Origin of the sequence: Pseudobacillus wudalianchiensis (assembly GCF_001685015.1) — a bacterium.
GTDB lineage: Bacteria > Bacillota > Bacilli > Bacillales > Domibacillaceae > Pseudobacillus > Pseudobacillus wudalianchiensis.
The window spans coordinates 33,678-50,954 of record NZ_MAYT01000012.1 but is presented as its reverse complement, the minus strand read 5'-3'; the positions used below and the strand labels follow the sequence as shown (position 1 = coordinate 50,954).

Annotated in this window: 14 protein-coding genes; 3 read left to right on the top strand and 11 right to left on the bottom strand. The window is 41.8% G+C overall.

Annotated features, from left to right (window positions below):
• The 7 genes from A8F95_RS08190 to A8F95_RS08160 form a co-directional block, all read right to left on the bottom strand.
• Positions 1-1,389 (bottom strand): phosphoribosyltransferase family protein, encoded by a 1,389-nt coding sequence (locus tag A8F95_RS08190; RefSeq protein ID WP_077247278.1) that lies wholly within the window; start codon positions 1,387-1,389, stop codon positions 1-3.
• Positions 1,340-2,530, bottom strand: a complete 1,191-nt coding sequence (locus A8F95_RS08185) for an HpcH/HpaI aldolase/citrate lyase family protein (protein WP_065410077.1) — start codon at positions 2,528-2,530, stop codon at positions 1,340-1,342. The genes A8F95_RS08190 and A8F95_RS08185 overlap by 50 nt, the downstream gene beginning before the upstream one ends.
• 131 nt (positions 2,531-2,661) lie before the next feature.
• Positions 2,662-3,453: a TerC family protein gene (locus A8F95_RS08180; protein WP_065410076.1), complete on the bottom strand. Its 792-nt coding sequence runs from the start codon at positions 3,451-3,453 to the stop codon at positions 2,662-2,664.
• Positions 3,454-3,514: 61 nt separating this feature from the next.
• The gene (locus A8F95_RS08175; protein WP_065410075.1) at positions 3,515-4,093 is read right to left on the bottom strand and encodes a TerD family protein; all 579 of its coding nucleotides are present in this window, start codon (positions 4,091-4,093) and stop codon (positions 3,515-3,517) included.
• A gap of 40 nt (positions 4,094-4,133) precedes the next feature.
• Positions 4,134-4,712 (bottom strand): TerD family protein, encoded by a 579-nt coding sequence (locus A8F95_RS08170; protein ID WP_065410074.1) that lies wholly within the window; start codon positions 4,710-4,712, stop codon positions 4,134-4,136.
• A 27-nt stretch (positions 4,713-4,739) separates the two neighbouring features.
• A complete protein-coding gene (locus tag A8F95_RS08165; RefSeq protein ID WP_065410073.1) occupies positions 4,740-5,342 on the bottom strand; it encodes a TerD family protein in 603 nt (200 codons plus the stop codon).
• 271 nt (positions 5,343-5,613) lie between these two features.
• Complete coding sequence (locus A8F95_RS08160; RefSeq protein WP_065410072.1) at positions 5,614-6,297, bottom strand: phosphoribosylaminoimidazolesuccinocarboxamide synthase; 684 nt, start codon at positions 6,295-6,297, stop codon at positions 5,614-5,616.
• Between the two features lie 173 nt (positions 6,298-6,470).
• On the opposite strand from A8F95_RS08160, the gene A8F95_RS08155 reads away from it, so the two are divergent.
• A complete protein-coding gene (locus A8F95_RS08155) occupies positions 6,471-7,652 on the top strand; it encodes a TerD family protein (protein WP_065410071.1) in 1,182 nt (393 codons plus the stop codon).
• A 198-nt stretch (positions 7,653-7,850) separates the two neighbouring features.
• Positions 7,851-8,555 carry a polysaccharide deacetylase family protein gene (locus tag A8F95_RS08150; protein WP_065410070.1) on the top strand — a complete coding sequence of 235 codons (705 nt, stop codon included), beginning with the start codon at positions 7,851-7,853 and terminating at the stop codon, positions 8,553-8,555.
• 86 nt (positions 8,556-8,641) lie between these two features.
• Here A8F95_RS08150 and A8F95_RS08145 read toward each other — a convergent pair whose 3' ends face one another.
• The 3 genes from A8F95_RS08145 to A8F95_RS08135 form a co-directional block, all read right to left on the bottom strand.
• Positions 8,642-10,852, bottom strand: a complete 2,211-nt coding sequence (locus A8F95_RS08145) for a sensor histidine kinase (protein WP_065410069.1) — start codon at positions 10,850-10,852, stop codon at positions 8,642-8,644.
• Complete coding sequence (locus A8F95_RS08140) at positions 10,830-11,522, bottom strand: response regulator transcription factor (RefSeq protein WP_065410068.1); 693 nt, start codon at positions 11,520-11,522, stop codon at positions 10,830-10,832. Before A8F95_RS08140 ends, A8F95_RS08145 begins: the two co-directional genes overlap by 23 nt.
• A 154-nt stretch (positions 11,523-11,676) precedes the next feature.
• Positions 11,677-13,434 (bottom strand): SIR2 family protein, encoded by a 1,758-nt coding sequence (locus A8F95_RS08135; RefSeq protein ID WP_065410067.1) that lies wholly within the window; start codon positions 13,432-13,434, stop codon positions 11,677-11,679.
• A gap of 245 nt (positions 13,435-13,679) precedes the next feature.
• On the opposite strand from A8F95_RS08135, the gene pepT reads away from it, so the two are divergent.
• Complete coding sequence (pepT, locus tag A8F95_RS08130) at positions 13,680-14,912, top strand: peptidase T (RefSeq protein WP_065410066.1); 1,233 nt, start codon at positions 13,680-13,682, stop codon at positions 14,910-14,912.
• Between the two features lie 164 nt (positions 14,913-15,076).
• Here the strand turns inward: pepT and A8F95_RS08125 are convergent, their stop codons facing one another.
• On the bottom strand, positions 15,077-17,158 hold the full coding sequence (locus A8F95_RS08125; protein ID WP_065410065.1) for a catalase: 2,082 nt from the start codon (positions 17,156-17,158) through the stop codon (positions 15,077-15,079).
• Positions 17,159-17,277 lie beyond the last annotated feature (119 nt).

Sequence of the window (17,277 nt, the reverse complement as noted above, 5' to 3'; positions counted from 1 at the left end):
TCAACACTCCTCTCCGATAAAATCTACGATGTGAACTTGAGGCAGGCCGTTAAACTGTCGTAAAAGCGAAAGGCGTCTTTTTTCCTCTACTGTTCTTTCGAAAAAGATGAACACTTCATCGTAAGCCCCATCTAACACGTTATAGGCATAGTTGACAATAGCCGGGTCATCCGGGCTGTCAAAGATAAGTCGATTCTTCACTGGATAATCACTTTGGTTCAAAGGAAAAATGGGACTTCTCGTCGTTGAGTGATACAGAACCCCTTCTCCCATATAAGTCGCCACTTTCATTGGAATGTATATAAATTCTCCCGTGCCGAGACAAAGCGTTTTTTTGCCTTTTCTGTGAGCTTGCAAATAGCGTCCGATTTCGCGGCAGTACTGTTCTATCGCTTCTTTCTTTTCCGAGGAAAGACCAAACCGTCCTGTGATCGCTAAATAAGGTGTTTCATTTTTCACTCCTAATGAATCGACGGATGAATAAGCAATCGACGGAACAGGAGGGCAAAAATCATGAAGGCGAATAATTTCGTAATCGGGCTCTTGAAAGGCCGGCTGTGTGTTTATGTCTGTTGCTTCTTCTAAATCTGGTGATCCCTGGACATGGATGATTCCTGACATTAAAGAATATGTTTTAATTCGGACGTTCCACTCGTTCTCAAAGTCCCGCAATCGCTGCTGATCTTCTTTTGTTCGCCAATCTAGCAGCGAAAGAACGACGTATTCTTTCCTTGGATATTTCTTTTGAATAGAAGCGATAATGTTCAAAGCCGTTTTTCCAGTTGTAATTTCATCATCGACGAGACAAATCGTCTTTTCATGATGCAAGCTTTCTTCCGGTGCATAGCAGCGTTGATCTGTTGCATGAGAATGCTCCTCCTCAAAATAAAGAGTGACCTCTTTATCGAGAAGCATTTCTCGTGTGGAGTGGATATAAGTTGATTCGCTAAAACAGTCAAATACCCCGTGACCAAGTGCAGTTGCTGTTTCGGCAAAGCCGATGAATACAAGAGGCTCTTCTGGAGAGTATTGTAAACCTTTTATAAGAGAATAGGCTGCTTCGAGCTGCTCTGCCGATCCGCTCTTCAAAGCTTCAATCAGGAGTTCCCTGTTAGGCGATGGATGGCCTGTTTCTCTCTCATAATAAAGAGAAGCCAGCAAAGCAGAAGCAATAGATGGAATGTAGGGATGAAGCGGGATGTGCTTTCCTAGCACTTTACTCACGAACAGAAAAGACCGCTTCTTGTTGATCCGTGCAGCCATCTCATATAACACTTCTGTGGGAAGCTCATATGGATTAGAGTCTATTTGTACGTCTACTTCCAAAGATCCGCCGATTTTATGAGAATACCGGTTCGGATAGTAAGTCGATGAATGTGCTGTTTTCATGGAACACCCCGTAAATGTCTGATTTCATTAAAGTTTTCTCTGCCCATTTTAAATGGGGCTTAATTTCATTCATTTTGTTTTGAAACTCACTTTTAAACACACCTTTTTGGCCATTTGCCTGCTGAACGATACTCAAGGCGTCTACATATTCTTCTTTTGAAACGACATGCATCGCCTGTACTGGCAAAAGATGCGAAGGGTGGATAATCGTTTTTCCAACTAATCCATTGGCTTTATCAAGCAAAGTTTCTTGGATTAACCCATCAAAGTTTTTGCTGATCAGTTCTTTTCTTAATCGCAATCCTTCTGAACCAAATTGTTTTTCAAAAGGCGTTTCACGCAGCTGCGGCTTTAAAATTCGCTGATTGCTTGAAAAATGCTCCCATACCGGTCCAGAGACAACATAGCCGCCCGGTTCTCTGCTAAATAAATTGACAATATCCGTAATTAACTCGTTCACAATGGAGATTTCATACACCGTTGTTTGGCTGTTTCTTCGCAAGCCATACAGTCCGCACAAATCTGTAGCGCCAATCCGAATGTTAAGAATTAATTCTTCATATCGGTCAACTATTTCTTTTATACGCAATAACTCGGCCATTCTCTTTTCTTTATAAAGCACCTCAGGTGACTCCAATATAGGCATACCGTAAAGAAGTGTACCTGATTGTACGTTGATTTTCTGCAGCTCTGAAAGAAAACCTTCTCCGTTGACTGAAGAAAACTTAGGGAAGACAAAGCCGGCCACTTGCTCTAAAGAGGAGCCGAGCCTGACGGCTATTTCTGACATCTGCTGGGCGCTTCTAACCCGGATAAAAATAAGTGGAGTGGTTTCATTGATCAGTTGGCCTGCCATTACAGCTTTCGTTACTTTTGCCATGTGAGAAATCAACAATTCCTCCGCCTGCTTCACCTCCAGATCCCCAACTGCGTCCTCTAAACAAATGACAAGAGCGACAAGCTCTTTATATTTGTTCGTCATAATCAATTGGGCAATATCCGGCCGTGTTGCCGGCATGTATAAAAGCGGACCAAGACTATAAGCAAGCTTGCTTCTATCGGTATACTTATTGATCACCTTTGGCTTCTGGTGGAAAAAACCTTCTAAATGCAGTTCCGGCAGATGATTAAAGTATTTCAAGCTTACACCTCCTTATAAATAAAGAAGGAGGCAAGCTCCTTCTTCCAAATTGTAGACAAAGTCTCATTTATACACTCTCCAGGCTAATTGCTTTATAAAACAGCCTAGAAGAAGAAGACAAACTCCTTCTTTTAGTCCTCTTTCTTGCCGGCAGCCGCTTCCTGCTCAGCCAGCTTACGCTGATTGACACGGTGAACAAGAAATGTTGCAAGGAAAGTAATGATTAAAACAATAAAGAACGCATAATGGGAAACTTCAATGCCTACCACGCTTAACGCCATTTTTAAAGCGATAATCGCAATTAAAATGTAAGCTGTTGTTTCTAATTCTGGAATTCTTTCAATGAGCTTTAAGAATACTCCAGCGATTCCACGCATCATGAGAACCCCAAGCATTCCCCCAAGCAAGAGCACCCAAATTTCTTCACTGACACCAAAAGCCGCAAGAACACTGTCTACGGAAAAAGCAATGTCCATAATTTCAACAGCCACCACTGTTCCCCAGAAGGTTCCGAATATGCGGATTAGAATTCCTTCTGTTTTCAAACCGCCTTCTGCTTCATCGTCATCGCCGCCGCCTTTTGATTTATCGATAAAATATTTAATCGATAACCAAGCAAGGTACGCCGCACCTAAAATTTTGACCCACCATAATTTAATTAAAAACACACCAATACCGATCGCAATAAAACGGAATGCATAAGCGCCTATCAAACCGTAAAACAGCGCTTTTTTCCGCTGCTTCGGCGGCAAGTGCTTCACCATTACAGCTAACACAAGGGCGTTATCCGCTGAAAGCAATCCTTCAAGAATCACAAGGGTACCAATTAAGCCCCAGCTTACAGGGTCGGTTAACACTTTTGCCCACATATGCCAATCAAAAAAAGCCGCATACGTACTAAAAATACCATGAATAATATCCATTAGTTCCTCCTGTTGAAAAAAACCAATAAAAGGCTGCCCTGCCCTCTATTGGCTTTGAAAGTTAAACTTCTAAACCGTAATTCCGGCAAAGGGCAGCGAGGCCTCCAGAGAAACCACTGCCTACCGCGCTGAATTTCCAGTCATTTCCGTGCTTATATAATTCACAAAATACAACCGCTGTTTCAATTGAGAAGTCTTCTCCTAAGTCAAAACGAAGAAGCTCCTGCCCTGTTGATTCGTCAGCCAGACGAACAAACGCATTCGACACTTGTCCAAAGTTCTGGTTGCGTAAATCTGCATCATGAATCGTAACCGTAATGCCAATTCTCTCTACATAACTAGGAATCTTTGAGAAATCGACAATTAACTGCTCGTCATCCCCATCACCTTCTCCTGTGCGGTTATCGCCTGTATGAACAACAGCACCGCTCGGATGTTGAAGGTTGTTGTAAAAAATAAAATCATGATCATTTTGGCAGCGATTGCTTGCATCGACAAGGAAAGCAGACGCATCAAGATCAAATTCCCCGCCGCCGGAGTATTTGTTCGTATCCCAACCAAGACCGATCACTGCTTTTACAAGGCCAGGATGGGTTTTGGTTAAATCAATTTTTTGTCCCTTTGCTAATGTAATGCCCATTGTCCAATCACTCCCCCATTTAGAATAAAGTGAAGCTCGTTTAAGCTTGCAAACCGTAATCTTTAACGAGTGAAGCTAGTCCGCCTTGATAGCCGCTGCCAATCGCATTGAACTTCCATTCGCCATTGTGTCTGTAAAGCTCGCCAACAACTACTGCTGTTTCAATGGAGAAGTCCTCGCCTAGGTCATAACGAATCAACTCTTCGTTATTTTCTGTGTTGACGATACGAACATAGCTGTTAGACACTTGTCCGAAATTTTGGTTACGCTGTTCTGCATCATGAATCGTGATCGTGAAAGCAATTTTTTCAATAGAAGCTGGAACATCGGCAAGGCTGATTTTTACTTGTTCGTCATCGCCATCCCCTTCACCCGTTAAGTTATCTCCTGTATGAACAACCGAACCGTTACCGCCTTCTAAATTGTTGTAGAAAATGAAATCCTTTTCACTTTCACACTTGCCGGCACCGTTTAAAAGGAATACAGATGAATCTAAGTCGAAAGAATGACCGCCATCGTATTTATTTGTGTCCCAGCCAAGGCCGACTGTAATATTTTTTAGTCCTGGATTTCCTTTTGTTAAATCTACCTTTTGTCCTTTGCTTAATGAAATTGCCATGTCAAAACCCTCTTTTCTATTTTTTTATTAAGTGTAGCGGCGAACCAATTCACGAAGCCCTGTATCGCGTGTACCTGTTCCGACAGCTGCAAATTTCCAATCGGATCCGTGGCGATAAATCTCGGCCACTGTTAAACTCGTAGAACCTGAATAATCTTCAGATAAATTAAATTTAAGCAGCTCTTCTCTAGTTGCCGAGTTAACTACACGAATAAAGGCATTTTCTACCATACCAAAGTCTTGCTTGCGGGCGACACAATCGTAAATATTAACTACAAACACAAGCTTATTAATGTGAGAAGGAATACTCTTTAAGTTAATGAGTATTTGCTCATCATCTCCTTCTCCTTCGCCTGTTAAGTTATCTCCTGTATGTACGATGCTGCCACAGCTGCTTTGCAGGTTGCCAAAGTAAATGAGATTTTCATTGCTTACAAACTTGTCGTCCTGCAGCATGATGACCGAAGCGTCAATATCAAAGTTCGCATTACCGCCTCCGCCGAACATGCCAAGTAACCCGCCAGATTTTCTCTGTATCGGATCCCAGCCAAGACCGACCATGATTTTCTCAAGCCCTGGATTTCCTTTTGTTAAATCAATTCTTTGCCCTTTCTGGAGGACAATCGCCAAATTAATCACTCCCTCAAGTTAACAAGAGATCAATTCTCCTGTTTAAAATGGCTTTCTTTTTCCATTTTACTATACGTACTATCATACTACAAAAGATAAGCAATTTCGCTAATATTCACTCAATTGTTACTTATGGTTTATTTAAAAAGGAGACCTTAAAATCGTTTTCCAATTATGTGTAATAAAGACAAAGAAACGAATAAACAAGCAGGTAATTACACTTATAAAAATAGCCCTAATGCCGATACTCACCGACTTTAGGGCTATTTCCTCACATTTCGAGCATCATTTTTTCCAGCTCGAGCGGCTCTATGTATTTTCCTTGCTTGTAGGCTCTCATGTTGCCTCCAGAAATTTCATCAATTAATAAAACTTGCCCATTTTTTGCGCGGCCAAATTCAAATTTTATATCGTACAAATCAATCTCTTTCTTAGCAAGCTCTTCTTTCACAGTGGCAGCAATCTTTTTTGTCAGCTCTTTCAATTCTTTATATTCTTCATGAGATAGAATACCGAGCATAGCAAGCGCATCTTCTGAAATCGGCGGATCTTGACGATCATCATCCTTTAATGTAACTTCTACAAACGCATCAAGCGGCTGTTCTTCCTGGGCATACATGCCGTAGCGGCGCAGAAAGCTCCCAACAGCCCGATAGCGGCAAATCACTTCTAATCCTTTGCCAAAGACTGTAGCTGGCTGAACTGTCATCGTTGCTTCCTCAATGTCAGCATCAATGTAGTGAGTTGGAATATCTTTTTCTTTTAAAATTTCAAAAAAATGTTTTGTTAACCGCAGACCAGCCCGGCCGGCTCCCTCCATTGTGAGGCCGACAGTGTTCGCTCCCGGATCAAACACACCATTTTCCCCTGTTACGTCATCTTTGAATTTTAATAAATAATGGCCGTTTTCTAATTCATATACATCTTTCGTTTTTCCCGTATAAATATGTTTCACAAAGTCAGCCCCTTTTACAGTTTTCCATACTTTTTTATTATGCATGATTTTTTCTGAAAATTTAATAGTTCATTTCTATTTTTCAGCTATGATAAGCAAGCTCCGTTATGGAAAGTGACTTGATAGCGTTCTATTTGGTATGCTCAAAGAAAGCAAAAAGGAGGAGGGAAAAAATGAATCTTGTAAAAGGGGCGCGTGCCGATATAACAAAAAACCAGCCCGGCCTGGATGAGATCATTGTTCAAATCAGTTGGGAAGCGGCATCAGCTCTCGATATTGATGCCTCTATTTTTATGATTGATCACTCAGGGAAATGCCCTGGTGACCCCTATATGATCTTTTACGGTAATAGCAGTTCTTCAGATCAATCAGTCCGCCATTCTGTAAGCAGTCAGTCTTCTAAGAAAACAGAAGCATTTTCCATTAAGCTAAGTGCCATTCATGCAACTGTACAAAAGTTGGTCCTTACTTTAACTATTTTTGAAGGAGATCAAAAAGGACAAACCTTTGCCCAAATGAACAATGCTTCTATGAAAATACTAAACAGAACAAATAACACAGAACTGCTTCATTACGACCTTGGTCCCTTTACAGTCGAAAACTCTCTCGTCGTCGCAGAGATCTATCGCAAAGAGAACGATTGGAAAATCTCCGCTAATACGGGAGGTTTTGCTGGAGGGCTCGCTCAGCTATGTGAGCATTTTGGATTGGAAGTAAAAGAAGAAAATCAATCAGTTGCTCCTACTCCAGAACAAGCAAAAAATGAAACAGCGGCTACTATTCAAGACAACAAACCGACCGTGAATGGGAACGCACCAACGATCCAATTGTCAAAAATCACGCTTGAAAAGCCTGGTGACTTTATCTCTTTAAAGAAGGCCGATAAAATTAATCATATAGCGGTGAAATTGCAATGGACAAAAGGGGTCGACCTTGATATGCATGCCTTTTACAAAACAAAGGATGGGCAAAATGGCCACATCTTTTTCGGGAATAAAGGAAAAACAGACAAGTCCCCCTTCATCGCTCTAGATAAAGATGCTGGTGTCGGCAACACATCTGGAAACAATGAAGAAAACCTCGTCATCAAAACATTGAAGGACGTAGAGTCTGTTATTATTGCAACAAATATTTTTCGCTTTTTGCCATTTAGAAAAGGCGACAATTTTGCTAAATATGATGGCAAGGTGATTGTCAAAACAAATACCGGCGATGAAATCGATGTACCGTTAACTTCTAATGAACCGGGCCGATGGTGTATCATTTCTAAAATTGACAATATTAATCCCGCTGCTCCAAAAGTGATCAACATCAATCGTGTCCAGAAAAACCAGCCGAACATCGATGAATATTAGTAAAAGGTCTCTGGACGTATCAACCAGACCTGTCTAACCCAAAAATCATAGATCATTTCACTAATGTGAAATGGTCTATTTTTATCTCCTTTCAAAACAAAGCGATCCATATTTTATAAAAAATTCCCTTTGGAGAGCGGCAAATTTTTGTTACGATAAAAAACGATATTAAAATACGTTGAAGGAAAGGCTGTATGTATGATAAAGAAACTAACCTTTATTGGGATAGGCATTCTATTGATTTTTCTTCTATTGTTTGGAACCTATAAATTAATGAACTCGAGAACCTTTCAATTGTTCGGCAGGCTGACAAACCAAGTGGAGACGAACCAAAAGGTAGTCGCCTTAACCTTTGATGATGGGCCGACAAAAAATGTGGATACCATTCTGCCCTTGTTGCAGCAGTATAATGCGCAAGCGACGTTTTTTCTAATCGGGAATGAAATTGAAAAGAATCAGGAAGAGGCGAAGCAAATTGTAAACGCGGGGCATCAAATTGGAAATCATACGTATTCTCATAAGCGAATGGTATTTAAGTCGCCTTCTTTCATCAAGAATGAAATCGAAAAAACCGACCAACTCATTCGAAAAGCTGGATATAAAGATAACATCGACGTTCGGCCTCCGAACGGAAAAAAACTAGTGGGGCTGCCTTTTTATTTGTATAAACATAATAAAGATACGATCACTTGGAGTCTTGAACCAGATACTTACTACACATCTGCTGCTGACAAAGTAAGTTATGTAAAAGACAATGTCAAACCGGGTTCCATCATCTTGATCCATCCAATGTATGATCATTCTGGCGAGGAATTAAAAGCAATTGAAGGAATCCTGCAGTCGCTATCGAACAAAGGATACAAATTCGTTACAGTGAATCAGCTTTTAAAATTAAAAAAATAATTTCACATATAACAGGAGCACCAAATTCGATGCTCCTGTTATATGCCATGTTACTTTTTCAAACACTTTATCTTACGGTCTTCTTTTTAAGAGCTGACATGAAGTGCAACCGTTACTTTAAAGAGATCGCCATCGACCTCAATATCGAGTGTTCCCTCATGCAAGTCAATAATCGACTTAGCGATAGCAAGCCCAAGACCTGAGCCTTCGGTATGACGGGAACGATCCCCGCGCTTAAAGCGTTCAAACATTTCATCTACATTATCACCAAGCTCATATTTAGTTACGTTTTTAAACGTGATGATGGCTTGATCATTCATTGTTTTTATCGAAATATATACCCTCGTATTTTCCAGGGAATATTTCAGGATATTGCCGATCAAATTATCAAACACTCGCCAGATTTTCTGCCCGTCGACCATCGCAAAAACTGGCTCATCTGGATTCGTTACTCGGAATTGCAAGCTTGATTCTCCAATCGCTTCGTCGTATTCCCCTAGCGCCTGCTGAAGCAGCTGCACGAGATCCACTTTTTCTTTCACCAGCTCAGCATTGCCGCTCGCCATTTTCGACGCTTCAAACAAATCATCAATCAGCCCTTTCAGCCGTTTAGATTTACGATCAATAATTTCTGTATAGGCGATTCTTTCTTCAGCGGAGATCGTTTCGTTTTTTAACAGCTCTGTGTAACTAATAATAGAGGTCAGCGGTGTTCTTAAATCATGACTCACATTCGTGATCAACTCTGTTTTCAAACGTTCACTCTTTGCCTGTTCTCTTTGTGAAGCTTTCACATCTTTCTTTAATACATTAATATGTTCAGCCATTTTAGCGAACACTGATCTCCCGCGGACGGGCAAATCAGCTTCTAAATGACCAGCAGCAAGCCTGCCCGTATGCTGGATAATCAGATTTAAGTAAGCCATTCCCCTAAATAATAAAATTAAGGCCGGCAAGGAAATGAGTAGGAATAAGACCCCATAAATCGCCAGCAGATCCAAATGAGACACTGCAATTGGCACTCCAAAACCGGTAAAGAAAAAAACAGCCAGCAGTAAAAAGAATTGAATGCCAATGGAACGAACTAAAAACGCATTGGTCAAAAGACGCCCTAATTTTGCGATTACACTTTGACGCCACTCTTCGCGAATCCCCTCTCCTGCTTTCCACCTCTCCACAAGCAATTTCCCTTGCAATAAGGAAAGAAAAGTTAAACAGAGCGACGCTAATAAGTGACTAATTACGTTCTGGATAAGCGTGTAGGTGTACTCATAATAAATCAGCACATTGCTCCATTGTAAGGACACGATCGTCAGCAGCCATGTCACAAGAGCAGCAGCAACACTTACATCCAATGGAACCCGATTATAGAGCGGCTGTATTTTCTCTATAAGTCCAATTGGAAAAATAAAGAATCTTTTGCCTATGTATAAACTGATCAATAGAAGAATAAAGCCGCTAGCCACGTAAATGATAAAAACTTTTTGATTTTGCCGAAACATTTTATAGTCATTATAAAGCGGACTCGCTGCCGTCGGTCGGCTGACTGCCCCAATTCTCCCTTCAAATTTTCCTCCTCTTGCTTTTAATAAAATACCTTCACCACTCTCTCCATAACCAATGGTTTGTTCCCCTGCTCTCAGTGCATTAGCAGCTTCATACTTCTGGATAAATAACATATTTTTTTGGTTGAAGATCTCTTTAACGGAACTGCCCGCCATATTGACATTTGTATAAACCTTTCCAGTTGAGGTGTCTTTGAAATAATATTTAAAAAATGCTTGGTAGTCTTCAAAGTTAGATCGTTCCTCTTCTAATGATTGGTAGTAATCATCAATAGCCTGTTCCTTCTCTACGCGGACTTTTTGCCGGACGTATTCTTCATCTTGAAAATTCTTCGTAATGTCTGCTATCTTTTTATCTCTTTCTTTTATTAAAATTTGTGCTGCTTCTTTGTTATCTGCTGCATTCGCTTCCTGAATATCTGTTTCATACTGGTTTTTAATGTTAGCAATCTGCTCAGGCAGACTTCCATAACGGTATCGGTGCTCCTCTATTTCCTCAGGAGTGACCGTTATCGCTTTTTTCGCTTCTTCTTTCGACATGTTTCCCAGCTCATAGGTGTTTAAATAGGAGATAAATTGACTGAGATGATCGTCAAATTCCATCGTGTGAAAGTAATCTCTCTTAAAGTACGTTCTCCCATCATGAACGGCGGCTACAACACTGCTTAGCCCAATAACGAACAAAAGCAGCCACCCGGCGAACAACAGCCTACTTTTCCATTTTGTATCCAATTCCCCATACCACCTTTAAATACCTCGGATTTTTTGGATCAATCTCTATTTTCCCTCTAATCTTTCGAATGTGAACAGCTACCGTGTTTTCTGCATTGTACCCTGGCTCATTCCAGACGCGTTCATAAATTTCATCAATCGAGAATACCCGTCCCGCATTCAGCATTAATAGCTCAACAATTTTATATTCAATTGGTGTCAGCTTCACCGGTTCTCCGTGCACCGTCACTTCTTTAGCTGATTGATCTAATGTTAAGCCATTTAAATTAATGTTTTTTTTCATTCCTTCATACGTACCAAGCGCTACATATCTTCTCAGCTGTGATTTCACCCTGGCAATGAGCTCCATCGGGTTAAATGGCTTTGTCACATAATCATCTGCTCCCATTTGTAAGCCGAGGATTTTATCGGTATCTTCGGTTTTGGCACTCAGGATAATAATAGGAATGTTCTTCTCTTCTCTTATTTTAAAGGTCGTAGAAATTCCATCTAATCTCGGCATCATGACATCTAGGATAATTAAGTGAACGGTCTGCTCATGGAGCTTTTCAATGGCTTCTATACCATCGCTTGCTTTCATAACCGTAATGCCTTCATTTTTTAAATATATTTCAATCGCATTGCGAATTTCCTCTTCATCATCAACGACTAATACTGTATATGGATTCATTTATTTCGCCTCCTTTCGAAAGTATAGCATGATTGGTACTTTGTGCTTGATGTTATTCTAACGATTAATTCTTAACATTCGGGCAGCATAATTCTGAAGAATTTCTGAAGATTAGATGAAACAAATAAAAAAGAACCTGTTAGCCATCAGGTTCTCATTCCTCAAATTTCGTATAGGCAGACAGCAGCCCTTTGCCGCTGAAGCCTTCTTTTTCATTTAAATCTTCCGCTAACTTTTCAAGCGAATGAACAAACTTTTCGCTGCTGCCATCACAAATAGCGAGCACCGGCCAGTTTTCTGTTTCTGCTCCTTCATTCAAGAAACGAATCAGATGCTCTCGATTTGCTTTATAGCCGAATCGTCCACAAATATCGCCTATTTCATTCGTATAACGGCATTTAATCGCCCTTAACAGTTCAAACTGGTCAAAATGCTGTTCAAACTCCTGGTCATCAAACGCGAGTCTCGCTTCAATAAACAAATACTTTAAAAAGGGATAGGTAAAAACTGTTTCCGTCGGCGCTAGGTGTTTCTCCCCCTCTGAAACTTTCTCAAATAAAGGATCCAAAACCGTTTGGGGTGCAGTGGCCGCTAAAAAGGAAAGATGGTGACGGTGAGGATCCTGCACTTTTGGCAATGTGAACAATTTATTCAATAATTGATAATTCTTTTTCATCACAGCACTAATGCCAATACTATAAAAAACGGCTTGAAGTGGAATTTCCTGAGTGGCCAATAGGGAAGCATCTCCATGATGATGCCGGGAACCAGTCAGCCGCTCGGCGGTCTGAATCAACAGTTCCGCTTGCTCTGACGTTCGGATGTAGTAAGCTAAGATAGCCGCAAGCATAGCGAGCGTCTTGCTTTTTTCAGCGACAGTCTGAATACGAACGGACAGCTCCTCTACTGTTGCCTCCCCCGTGTAACGCTGTTCAAAAAGGAAAGACGTGACCTTTCTCGTTTGATCTGTCAGCATTTCTCTTAATTCAATTTCCCGTCGATCTTGAATGTAGTGTTTCAGCCGCTTTGTTTTCACTTGAATGTTCTCTGGGCTTACTTTTTTTATTTTCGCAATATTAATCACATTTTCATATAACTCTGTAAAAAAATGATCGGCCCCTTTTGGATCAACAATTTTAATGGCATCGCGAAAGCTGATCAGTTCATCGGCATCTGGAGTCAATTTTTCAGAAAAAGCATGCCAATACCATGAATATCGACGGCCTTTCACCGACTTAATCAACTCCCGAAGCGCTGTATCCCACTCTGCCGACCAACCGGATACGATGATGCCGTATTCGTCAAATACCCGGCGCAATAGCTGGGCAAGCGGCAATGTATAGTTATCAAGTTCGTCTGTCACATTTTTAAAGCGGGTATCACGGTAATCTCCGTTTACCTTTAGCACCGTACAATCAGCATGAGCAAGCGGCTTCATGCCCTCAATGTCTGTATCGTGATAAAGTGTCTGGTACTGAACGTTGTGCTCATCGAGTGCATGCTCTAGCAGACGGTCAAAATTTGTCGTGACGATTACCTTTATATACCCGCGTTGGACAAGCTTCGCAATCATATAATGTGCTTCCGTCGGCACCTTTTGCTTTTGCTCTACTTCTTCAAGCGTTGGCTCGAAAAATTCTTTTAGCAATCCATTGCGTTCAGAAGATGTTTTAGCCAACAACTCAATAACCTCATTATATAAAGGGGCTTTCCCATATTTTTTTTCGTACCAGTGAACCGGATCATGTTCCTCTGCCCCATTTACAAACATAATTCTTCGGCAAAATTCCCGCAAGATGCCACGGCCAGTTGGGATGCCTGCTGAATAAGAAATGCCTGAACCTAAAAGCAGGGCGTAGACACCTTTATTTGCTTCTACTGAAAATGCTAGTGACAACAGCTTCTCGTCCATTTCATAACCCCTTTCCAGACAATGACAATCTTTTAGCTAGCGTGCCAGCTATAACGGAACACTATTCATTTTTCCCCTAAAACAGCTTAATTCAATCGGGTGCTTACTTCATATATATGGACGGGTCCTCTCTATCATACTTCATCTAATAGGTTCGACTTAATAGAACACAAACCTTTTCACTAAAATTTTCAAATGCTTGTGTTAAAATCAATTCAATACATATAAAAAGGAGCTGTTTTTGAATGAAAAAAGAAATCATTGACAGGTTTACTTCCTACGTCAAAATTGACACGCAATCAAATGAAAGCAGCGATACGACTCCTTCTACACCCGGACAATGGACACTCTTGCACCTGCTCGAAGAAGAATTAAAGCAAATCGGCATGCAGGAAGTCACTTTAGACGAAAACGGTTATTTAATGGCCACTCTTCCTGCCAATACGGATAAAGACGTTCCGGTCATCGGGTTCTTAGCCCACGTTGATACCGCCACTGATTTTACTGGCAACAATGTTCAGCCGCAAATCGTTGAGCAGTATGATGGAGCAGACATTGTCTTAAATGAGTCACTAGGAATTATTTTGTCACCAACTGACTTCCCCGAATTAGCGAACTATAAAGGCCATATGCTGGTCACAACAGACGGCACAACGCTGCTTGGTGCTGACAATAAAGCGGGTGTAGCAGAAATCATGACAGCTATGCATTATTTAATACAGCATCCTGAAATCAAGCATGGAAAAATCCGTGTCGCCTTTACACCTGATGAAGAAATCGGCAGAGGCCCTCACAAATTTGATGTTGCGGCTTTCAATGCTGCCTTTGCTTATACGATCGACGGCGGCCCGCTCGGTGAACTCCAATATGAGAGCTTTAACGCAGCCGGCGCCCAGGTGACAATTCACGGGAAAAATGTGCATCCCGGTTCGGCGAAAGGAAAAATGATTAACTCAGCAAAAATCGCGATGGAACTAAATGGGCAGCTTCCTGCTAATGAAGCGCCTGAATATACAGAGGGTTATGAAGGATTTTTCCACCTTATCTCTATTAACGGCGATGTGGAACAAACAAAGATGCACTATATTATTCGTGACCATGACAAGGAAAAGTTCCAAGCGCGTAAAGACCTGTTCACCCAAGTGGTTCAAGACTTGCAGAAAAAATACGGAGCAGAGCGAATTTCCTTAGAATTAAATGATCAATATTATAACATGAAAGAAAAAATTGAACCGGTCAAAGAAGTCGTTGATATCGCTTATGAAGCAATGACGAATTTAGGTATCCAGCCGATTGTAGAACCAATCCGCGGCGGAACGGACGGCTCACAGCTCTCCTATATGGGCTTGCCAACACCTAATATCTTCACGGGCGGTGAAAACTTCCATGGCCGTTTCGAATACGTTTCCGTCAACAACATGGAAAAAGCGGTAAACGTCATTGTAGAGATTGCTAAGTTATTCGAAGAAAAGGCTTAAGAGACAACTAGCTGCAAATCTAGCCGGACACATCCGGCTGGGATTTGAGATTGAGATTGTCGACGGAGTTTACTTTATATACCACCCATCAGGCCGATGGCAAGCGAACGTTTGTTAGCAGCCTGAAGACCCAGCCAAGTTCGTCCGGCTGGGTCTTTTTATTATTATAATTGACGTGACCAATGGCGATGTTCAGCTAAAGCTGCTATAAACGACTCGCTGAAGTCCTTCACTTCTTTGTCATCATGAACTATGACAATGCCTGGATCTGACCCAGCTTGAATGCCAGCCGCAACAAGAAGCTCTCCTCCTTCAGCAGCCGCCCCAATGGTTTTAAAATGCTTAAAGGCATCTTTGATAAATTCAGCGGCCTTTTGATTTTTTTTCATTTGCTCAACACTTGCTTGTCCGCCTGCTACGTAAATCGCATCGAATACAACCGGATCACTTGTTAAGAAAGAATGAACGGCTTCTTGCTGCTGTCCGTCAGCGCCTGTAATCATGCCAACATGGCCGCTGACAATTTCCGCATGAACACCTGCTTCTTTCAATGTCTCTATAACAGGTGTAACCGTTGCATCCTCATAGCCATCGGCTGCTAAAACGGCTACTTTGCGTGTCGCGGCACTCTTTTTCTTATTGAGCTCCTGACTTAAAGCGGCTGAGGAAAGGGTCACCTTCGAGGCGCTAACCCCTGTCGGTACCTCTGCTCCAACACCAGCAGCAATCGCTGCCGCTAACTCTTCATCCACATGAGCAAAAACCTCAACAACTTGCTGTCTTACCTCTTTACTCTTCACTTTTCCGACTTCAAAATGAAAAGCTTCAATAATATGCTCTTTCTCAATATCCGTCATGCTGTTCCAGAAAAGCTTAGCCTGCGAATAATGATCTTTAAAGCTGTCACTGCGCTGGCGCACCTTTCTGCCCTCGACTTTTTCCTGATAATGAACGTAACCGCCCTCTGCTTCCGATGCTGGATGCGGGTCATTTCCTTGCAGGGAGTTTTTATGGTAACTTACCTGCCCCTTATCAATGTTCATTTGATGATAGCCGTCGCGCTGATTATTGTGAACCGGCGCAACAGAACGGTTAATAGGAATTTGATGAAAATTAGGCCCGCCAAGACGAATAAGCTGCGTATCTGTATAAGAAAACAAACGTCCTTGCAGAAGCGGATCATTGGAGAAGTCAATTCCCGGTACGACATGCCCTGGATGAAAAGCAGCCTGCTCTGTCTCAGCAAAGACGTTATCCTGGTTGCGATCTAACGTCATTTTGCCAATAATCTTGACCGGTACAATTTCTTCTGGCCAGAGCTTCGTTGGATCGAGGATATCAAAGTCAAAATTAAACTCCTCTTCCTCCTCAATCATCTGCACGCCCAGCTCAAATTCCGGGTAATCGCCCATTTCGATCGCTTCCCATAGGTCACGGCGATGAAAATCAGGGTCACGGCCAGCCAATTTTTGTGCTTCATCCCAAACGAATGAATGCACACCTAATACCGGCTTCCAATGAAACTTCACAAAGCGGGCTTTCCCTTGTTCATTGACAAATCGGAATGTATGGACACCGAATCCTTCCATCATGCGATAGCTTCGCGGGATTGCCCGGTCTGACATCGCCCACATAATCATATGAGCTGATTCTGTATTGTTCGCAACGAAGTCCCAAAACGTATCATGTGCTGTGGAGGCCTGTGGTATTTCATTGTGCGGCTCCGGCTTAAAGGAATGGACAAGGTCAGGAAATTTCATAGCGTCCTGAATAAAGAAAACCGGGATATTGTTGCCAACAAGGTCGTAGTTTCCTTCTTCTGTATAAAACTTCGTAGCAAACCCTCTTACATCACGGACTGAGTCTGCTGAACCACGCGAGCCTGCCACGGTGGAGAAACGAACGAAAACAGGCGTCTTCACCGATGGATCCTGCAAAAATTTTGCTTTCGTATACTCTGCCATCGGTTCATATACCTGGAAATAACCATGAGCTCCAAAACCGCGTGCATGCACCACTCTTTCTGGAATTCGCTCATGGTCAAAGTGAGTCATCTTCTCGCGGAATTGAAAATCCTCCATTAAGGTCGGTCCTCGGTCTCCTGCTTTGAGAGAATGCTCGTCATCCGACACACGCACCCCCTGATTAGTTGTCATTTTCTTTCCCTTGTGATCTACTCGAAACTGTTCCAATTGCTCGTCCTTTACATTTTCTTGTACGCTTTCTTTGTTTTCATCTTTTCTCATTGTTTATTCCCTCCTGATCTTTTCGCAAAAATCCAAGGCAATCATCAAAACGACAGGCAATCCTTCAAATACGTTCAACCTTTATGTATAGTCGCCGCTGTTATTGTTACCCAATTTTG